The 7,148-nt window shown below is 36.5% G+C and carries 14 protein-coding genes; 1 reads left to right on the top strand and 13 read right to left on the bottom strand.

Annotated elements, in window-relative coordinates:
* Nucleotides 1–484, top strand: a 484-nt coding sequence (locus tag ACJROP_RS02175) for an Ada metal-binding domain-containing protein (protein ID WP_406533864.1), incomplete at its 5' end; no start/stop codon positions are given.
* 165 nt (nt 485–649) lie between these two features.
* Here ACJROP_RS02175 and ACJROP_RS02170 read toward each other — a convergent pair.
* From ACJROP_RS02170 to ACJROP_RS02110, 13 genes are all read right to left on the bottom strand, one after another.
* Entirely contained in the window at nt 650–976 is a 327-nt protein-coding gene (locus tag ACJROP_RS02170; protein ID WP_406533863.1) for a hypothetical protein, read from the bottom strand.
* 8 nt (nt 977–984) lie between these two features.
* The gene (locus ACJROP_RS02165) at nt 985–1,149 is read right to left on the bottom strand and encodes a hypothetical protein (protein ID WP_406533862.1); all 165 of its coding nucleotides are present in this window, start codon (nt 1,147–1,149) and stop codon (nt 985–987) included.
* Nucleotides 1,150–1,220: 71 nt separating this feature from the next.
* Nucleotides 1,221–1,409 carry a hypothetical protein gene (locus ACJROP_RS02160; protein WP_406533861.1) on the bottom strand — a complete coding sequence of 63 codons (189 nt, stop codon included), beginning with the start codon at nt 1,407–1,409 and terminating at the stop codon, nt 1,221–1,223.
* On the bottom strand, nt 1,406–2,080 hold the full coding sequence (locus ACJROP_RS02155) for a hypothetical protein (RefSeq protein ID WP_406533860.1): 675 nt from the start codon (nt 2,078–2,080) through the stop codon (nt 1,406–1,408). Before ACJROP_RS02155 ends, ACJROP_RS02160 begins: the two co-directional genes overlap by 4 nt.
* Nucleotides 2,081–2,180: 100 nt before the next feature.
* Nucleotides 2,181–3,017, bottom strand: a complete 837-nt coding sequence (locus ACJROP_RS02150; RefSeq protein ID WP_406533859.1) for an SseB family protein — start codon at nt 3,015–3,017, stop codon at nt 2,181–2,183.
* A gap of 63 nt (nt 3,018–3,080) precedes the next feature.
* Nucleotides 3,081–3,575 carry a hypothetical protein gene (locus ACJROP_RS02145; RefSeq protein ID WP_406533858.1) on the bottom strand — a complete coding sequence of 165 codons (495 nt, stop codon included), beginning with the start codon at nt 3,573–3,575 and terminating at the stop codon, nt 3,081–3,083.
* Nucleotides 3,576–3,643: 68 nt separating this feature from the next.
* Nucleotides 3,644–3,832, bottom strand: a complete 189-nt coding sequence (locus tag ACJROP_RS02140) for a hypothetical protein (protein WP_406533857.1) — start codon at nt 3,830–3,832, stop codon at nt 3,644–3,646.
* A 17-nt stretch (nt 3,833–3,849) separates the two neighbouring features.
* Entirely contained in the window at nt 3,850–4,062 is a 213-nt protein-coding gene (locus ACJROP_RS02135) for a hypothetical protein (RefSeq protein ID WP_406533856.1), read from the bottom strand.
* A 15-nt stretch (nt 4,063–4,077) separates the two neighbouring features.
* Nucleotides 4,078–4,356, bottom strand: a complete 279-nt coding sequence (locus ACJROP_RS02130) for a hypothetical protein (protein WP_406533855.1) — start codon at nt 4,354–4,356, stop codon at nt 4,078–4,080.
* Between the two features lie 18 nt (nt 4,357–4,374).
* Complete coding sequence (locus ACJROP_RS02125) at nt 4,375–4,575, bottom strand: hypothetical protein (RefSeq protein WP_406533854.1); 201 nt, start codon at nt 4,573–4,575, stop codon at nt 4,375–4,377.
* 62 nt (nt 4,576–4,637) lie between these two features.
* Nucleotides 4,638–5,651, bottom strand: coding sequence for a tetratricopeptide repeat protein (locus tag ACJROP_RS02120; RefSeq protein ID WP_406533853.1), 1,014 nt, complete (start codon nt 5,649–5,651; stop codon nt 4,638–4,640).
* A 12-nt stretch (nt 5,652–5,663) separates the two neighbouring features.
* Nucleotides 5,664–6,224 (bottom strand): DUF6794 domain-containing protein, encoded by a 561-nt coding sequence (locus tag ACJROP_RS02115; RefSeq protein WP_406533852.1) that lies wholly within the window; start codon nt 6,222–6,224, stop codon nt 5,664–5,666.
* A gap of 32 nt (nt 6,225–6,256) precedes the next feature.
* Nucleotides 6,257–7,078: a tetratricopeptide repeat protein gene (locus ACJROP_RS02110; RefSeq protein WP_406533851.1), complete on the bottom strand. Its 822-nt coding sequence runs from the start codon at nt 7,076–7,078 to the stop codon at nt 6,257–6,259.
* Nucleotides 7,079–7,148: the final 70 nt, after the last annotated feature.

Genomic DNA, 7,148 nt, shown 5'->3' with positions numbered 1-7,148 from the left:
CGCAGTCATCCAAATCTACTACTCCCGTGACGGATCTCTTCTAAACCACGGAAACATGGTTCCCAAAACCGTGGACAACGGAGGATACATTCATGTTGCAAGCGCAGATTCATACAGATATTATCCGGACAAGGCCGTGATAAACCTCTATGACAGGCATGAGAATCTGCTTGATTCGGTAACCGTCTATCTTGAAATTACTAGCGGAACCCAGACCTTCGGCAGTTATGATTTGGTAAGGGATGGAGATTACACTTCCTCAAGCTACAGTTCAAGTTACAGTTCATCTTCAAGCGGAGGCCACACCACAACATACAACAGCGGAACATCCGACAGCTATGTCGGAAACTCAAACACCCACAAGTTCCATGCCCCTGGATGCAGGGACGTGAACAAGATGAAGCCGTCAAACAAGGTCTACTTCTCAAGCCGTGATGAAGCCGTCAGTGCAGGCTATTCGCCTTGCGGACACTGCAACCCTTAAACTGTTTTTATGAAAGTTGTCATGAGACAACTTCTTTTTTATTTAAAATAATCAAAAATAGCTTTGATTAAAACAATATGCAATAGATTTTTTATTAGAATTAAAATAGCTTCCTTTCATGAAATTGAATGATGCTTAAAAAAAATAAAAATTGGAATGTGTAATCTACATCAACTCATGAATAATCATGGTATTTCCACATTCATAGCTGAAAGCTTCTTGGCCCAAGACATCATTGTTGTTCCGGAACCACTTCTCAAATATTTCAGCAGGCGAGACTGATGAAGCAAAAATTGTAATTAAAACCTCATCAAAGCATCTTGACTTGTAATAAGCCTTAACCTTTGTAAGATAGAAGTTTTCAAATCCATTTTCGCTTAAATCAGAAATTAAATCCCCAAAAAGATTATCGATTTCAATCGGGACCAACTCATCTTCCACATATTTGTAGAGGGGAATGTGAAAGACATACTTTTCAGTTAGCTCAGTCATTTAAACACCTAAATATAAGAATCCAAATCTATATCCAACCCAATTTCTGAAAAAATTTCCTTTATTTTTTCCTGTGATGACTTATTTTCCTCTTTAAGGTTTTTTCTGACTCTTGAAATACTATTATAATCTACTTTTCGTGGATAAGCAGTACTTAAAAGATTAATCTTCATGTAATAACTCCTTTTTTGTTAAAATAACGTAAAATGAAAACTATAAATCATGACTCATTTAAAAAAAAATGTTAAATCCTATTGATTTTTTCCAAATCAATGTCAACTCCAATTTTGGCAAATATCCTCTTAACATCTTCATCAGGACTTATGTTTTTTTCCTTTAATTCCTTTTCATGCTCTTTGAGATATTCCTTTTCCCTATCAGTCAAATAGGGATAAGCAGTCCTTATGATTGGGATTGATTTTCCAGATTTCATTTAAAAAGCCTCCTTGTCAATTCAATATTAAATCTAACATTATTTATATAGTCAAGAAGCAATTCCTCATATATCCTCTCATTATCATGTGATTGCATTTTAGAATAATCATTTAAAGTTGTAATACTGTTCTTTATTTCAATTATGTCCTTTTCAGGCAACATTTCCTTTGATTTTAAGATCCATAAAGCATTCCTTGAAGATACCAGCTCATATTCTTCAAATTCCAATTCCAGAATCTGAAAATTTTCTGAAGATAATGCGGATTCATATAGTTTAGGATGATTATGGATTGTTGCAACATGCTTTCCAACAAACACTTCCTCATCAACATTTCCATAAATTTCATTAGATTCACCAAAATCATTAACGAAGCAGTAAAGCAGTTCTCCAGTCTTATAGTCAAATATCAGCATTACCTCATATGTTAAACCAATCGTTTTTCTTCTAAACAAATCAATCAGTTTCACAGCTTTTGGCGAAAATTCAGAAGGCAAATCATTGCCTGTTACTGGCCTTATCTGCCAATTGACAGGCAAATGACGATATTTCATGAACTCGATGTCTTTCAGCTTCAAGCTTGTCGGAACTAAAAGCGCACCCTTGTCATCGAGTTTCGGGAAATGATTTTTCAGATAGATAATTTTCTTTAATGTCGAATTTGAAATCATAATACTTACTTAAACTTCATTATTTATAAATTAAGCAGTATCTTTTGACTTCAATTTTTCAAACCCGGACAATATTTTGCCTAAATTTAAAATAACCAATTCACTCATCATAGAAAGGCTGGGCACCGCACATCCAAAGATTTTGGGTTCCGTCAAGAGTATCCTCAAGCTTGAACTCGGTTCCCGGAGCGATGACAATGTCCAGCTCCGCATCAGGACCTATCGGCAGAATCTTTTTGGATTTTGGCATCATCAAAATGTTTGTATACTTCATGCCTTCGCCATACTTCGGATTGCTGCTTACGGAAAACGGAACGTTCGGTACAAAGACGCCGTCAACCGCATTTTCAACCATGACATTTTCATCATGCCTGAAAAAGAGTGTGGTATTATCTTCAAGCTCGATTGAATGCTCCTTGAGGATTTTAAGCATATGGTCCAATGCTTCAAAAAACTTCTTTTCCTCTTCAGTCGGTTCATGAAAAAGATTCAAAAACATCTTCATCGGAATTACAACATCATGTTCGCAAAAAGGATTGACTGCCACTGCGGAATACCTGTCTGTCTGTTTGAGCATGTCCGCCAAATCGCTCATGAACAATACATTTACTGAACTTCTGACGCCAGCCTTTTCCATCATCTCAGCGCTTGTAAACAGAGGCACCGCCTTTGAGCCGTCATCGCCTGTAAGATAAATGATGTCAAAGCCTACCTGGCCTTCAGGTTCGAAAACATCTCCTTCTTTTGCATTTTCAATGCCTTCGAACATGTTTGCAGAGTATTCCACAGGCATATAAAGTTGGGACTGCTTAAACAGCTCTAAAAATTCTTTTTGACTTTCAGCTGTCATCTTTTCACTCATCAGCTCCTCCAGTCTTGAATTGTCCGGCAGGTACTGCTTTTTCAATTCCTCAATCTTATCCTTGTCAATATCCATGTTTTCACCTTTTTGTAATAGCTCCTTTGCCATGTCCTTTGTTTAATTATATCATGATGATAACTATTTAAACACATCGCTTAGCTTTTCGCTATAGCTTCCATCTTCAATCCACCTATATGATTGCTCATCAACTATGCACAATCTGTCCAAATCCTGATCCATTCTTGAAAAAGCCCCTACATACAATACCGGCTTTTCATCTTCAATAGCTAGAAAATAAAAGAATCCTCCGAATGTTTCAGGCATGTCAAGTGCTGCTTGTTTTTCCAATAGCTTTTCTGTTATTTCAGGAAGCTCAAACGAGATAGGTCTTTTCTTATATATGCTTCTTATCAAATCATGGAAGTTTTTTTCAACCTTTTTCAAATCATAGATTTTATTACTGGCATCCTCTGAATCTCCACAATCCTCTTCTTCTAACATTTCTATAATAGCTATGATTTTATCATCAAATTTATGCACAGATAAACCATCTAATCTTCCAGTTAATTCATGACCAGTTAATTCAAAAAATTCTTCATAATTTAATCTTGGTTCATCATTCTGTTTTACCATTTTTAAATCACCCTTTTTTTGAAATATTCATTATTTTAAATGATTAAACTTTCACTTAAAATGAAATTTTAATAATCTATCTTATGTTCAGGGATTATTTTCATAAAATCCTTTTGCCATTCTTTGAATCCATTATATTTTTTTTCATTATTCTTTTTCAGTTTTAATTCAAATGATTTTCTTTCTTTGACAGACATTTGTTCTAACAATCTATGTATCCTATAATTTGTAATACCATAACCTTTAGCACGAGTCAAATTTGTTCCTCCATTAATCATTTAGACATGTGAAATAATTGCAAATCCTCCTTTTCTATCAATTCTTCTTTTTTACAATTATAAATGCCATAACCGATTTCTTCAGCATTGAATTCAATCAAACGTATATCTATATACTCATAATTTAGTTTTCGTGCAAATTCTACTGCACTATCCCAATCCTTAAACAATAAAGATGGGTAATGATCAGTTGAGATTATCAGCTCCATTAATCACCTCATTTTTTATCCTATTAACATTCTTAAATTTGCTACTGGGGTTTGTCTTAAAAAATTGTCTTCAAATACTTTCTTACAATTTTCACCATATAATTGAGGATTATCGTAAACCCAACAAGCATGACCATAAAACCCATGAATATAATTAGGGTCATTCTTTAATTCTTCATCCACTCTATCCATCATAATTTGTAATGTTTCATCAGAGTAATCCTCTAAAAATAGTTCAATCACTCTTTTTTGAAATTCCTTATATGACATTGGATAATTTTCTTCATTTAGCATGATACATCATTTATTTTTTTAATTCCCAAATTTTAGATAGATATTCTTTTTTTTAGGAATATCTAACCATTCTTTAAACTCGCGGTATTTTTCGGGATCTTCCTTTTCCAATTTCTTTTCATATTCTTTCCTTTGCTCTTCATTCAGAAAGTTTTCCAAAAAGCTTTTTTTGCTGCGGTTTCCTAAAGGACCATATCCTCCGTCTTGTTTAAATCGCATTTATCCACACTCTATAATCATTTCTGTTTCAAAGGGTCTCATCAATTTCTCAGAGTTAATAATTATTTACTCAACAATTTGACACAGCCTTCTTTTGGTTCGGAAAGATGACCTATTTCAACAAGATGACTGATGAAGGCATCAAACTCCCTGTCATCAAATGTCATTAATCCTTTTTTAAGCTCATCCAAATCAGCACAATCCCTTGAACCGATCTCCAATAGGCTGTCCAATGAAAACATTTTGAAGAGAATATAGTGCTTCAATTCGGGATTTTCACATTCGATGCGTACCGCTCCATCGCCCAGATTGAAATCCTTTTTGCAGCTTTTGCAGTGATAGTTTCCAGTACCTGGGAGTACACATCCGCCCAGGCTAACCTCGCCTCTCTCTGCCTTTTCCATAATATCAGGAGATGGAAATCCGTATACAATTGGAATCAGCTCTCCGCCGCAGTCAGGACATGCCTCTGTCTCTTCCATCGGCCGGATGATGTCAATCCATTCAAGATAATAATCCCCAACTTCAGGAGTCAGGTCAGGAAATCTTTCTGCAATGATTCCCTTTATACTTTCAATGACATACAAATCATCGGGATTGTCCTTCAGCTGGCCATAATAGTATTCCAACGCTTCGCCGTACATTTCCTCATGAAGAAGCACTTCGCCCAGATTGAAGTCATGGTCGAATGTCCTGTCGAATTCGATGGCTTCATCCATCCTGTCCAGTTTGATTAGGGCCTTAAGCTTGTTTTCGCATAGCCAGTCGAAGCACTTGATTTTCAATCCTTCATCGCAGAGCTGTAGGGACTTTTCATAATCGCCCAAATCATAGTACACCATCGCAAGGTTGTTTTTGAAATAGTAGTTGTCAGGATAAAGCTCAACTCCCCTGTTTAAAATTTCCAAAGCCTCGTCGTATTCATCCAAAAAGCAGTGGGAGATGCCCTTGTATCCCATTGCAGTCTGATTGTCCGGATGCTTCTCCAGTATCTCGTCGCACTTTTCAATCAATCCTTTATAATCCATATTTTCATATAATTTGTCGCATTCGTTAAGTTGATTTTCCAAATCCATATTATCACCATATTATCTTCTCTGTATCTCTTGCCACACTTCCCCAAGCAGATAGTCGGATACGTCATCTGCCATAAGGAAGCTCTCCCCTGACCTTTGCAAAATGTCCAGCTTCAATGCCTTTGACTGTTCCAGGTTTATTCCGAAATGGTTTCTCATGTACAGCCCCAGACCAAAATGCTGGCGGACGCCAAAGTCAAATTTGTCCTGCTTTTTTATTTTTTCAATCACATCATCATCCAACATGCCGATTACAACATCAACAGCTTCGGATACTGTCTGCGGGAAATGCTTATCAAGCAGCTGCAGATACTCCTCATCGCTTGTGTATGCCCTCATGGCTTCAGCGGGATAGTCATCCCTGTCCTTAAGCCGTTCCATATAGTACTCTTCAAACAGCAAATCAAAATTGTAATTTGAATCCAGATTATTAATCAGATTCTGCCTTATTGTTTTGCCGTCCTTTTCTGTTAGACCACCAGCTTCGAGAAGCCCGATGAATTCCGGTGACAACTCCGGGCATCCGCATAGATAGGTGATGATTTCCATTTTAATCTGTTTTTTGTCTTGCATGATATAACCTCACTGTAAACTTTTCAAAATAATCATCCGCAGCAATAGCCGACCTCTATCGAACAGTATGCAACCGGCTCCTTGTGCTCATAGGAGCTTCTGATGTAGTCCATGTTGCATTTCACCAAAGATCTTGCATGGTCTTCGCTGCGGTAGGGATAGGATTCCATCAGACAGATTATCAAATCCCTAATGTACTCGTCAAGTGAACTGTAATCCTTGAATTCACAGAATCCGTTGATGTATTCCTCGCCATATTCGCCTATTTCAATTCCATTCAAACAGTCTTCAATCTTCTCGGCCCTTTTTCGTGCTCTTTTTCTTAAATCTAATGATTTCTCATAATTTCTGCTGGCTTCATAATCAATATCCTGCTCTTTGACTATTGATTCAATGCTGTCCAATGCCTTGAATTCACTTGGCCTGTAAAAGAGAATCCTGTCATAAATATCAATGGCACTTTTGAAGCTGCCTGATTGCATGAGCTGGTCTGCTTTTTTATATAATGCATAAACGATGTTATCGACACTGAACCAATGCTCATCGAAATCATCAACCAATGACAATCCCTTTTCATAAGTTTCTATTGCTCCGTCGACATCATCAAAAGCCCACAGTAACATTTCGGCCTTTTCAAAGTAGAACATGAAATTATCAGGATATAGTCTTATGGCATAATCTGCGCATTCCAATACTTCTTCATTCTTTTCAAGCCATGCCAATGAAAAGATTTTATATCCAAGGGCTATCTCATTTTTCTTGTCTTTTTCCAATATCCTATTGCATACCTGTTCCAATCCTGAATAATCTCTTTCTTCATATGCCTTTTTACATTCATTTAATAATTCCTGCATCCTATCCCCCCATTTAATTAGATCAAAACGGGATTGATATGCCGAATAATGCCATTTTAATCGTTAACAC

The organism is Methanobrevibacter sp. (genome assembly GCF_045220775.1).
Lineage (GTDB): Archaea > Methanobacteriota > Methanobacteria > Methanobacteriales > Methanobacteriaceae > Methanocatella.
This window is presented reverse-complemented; position numbering and strand designations above follow the sequence as displayed.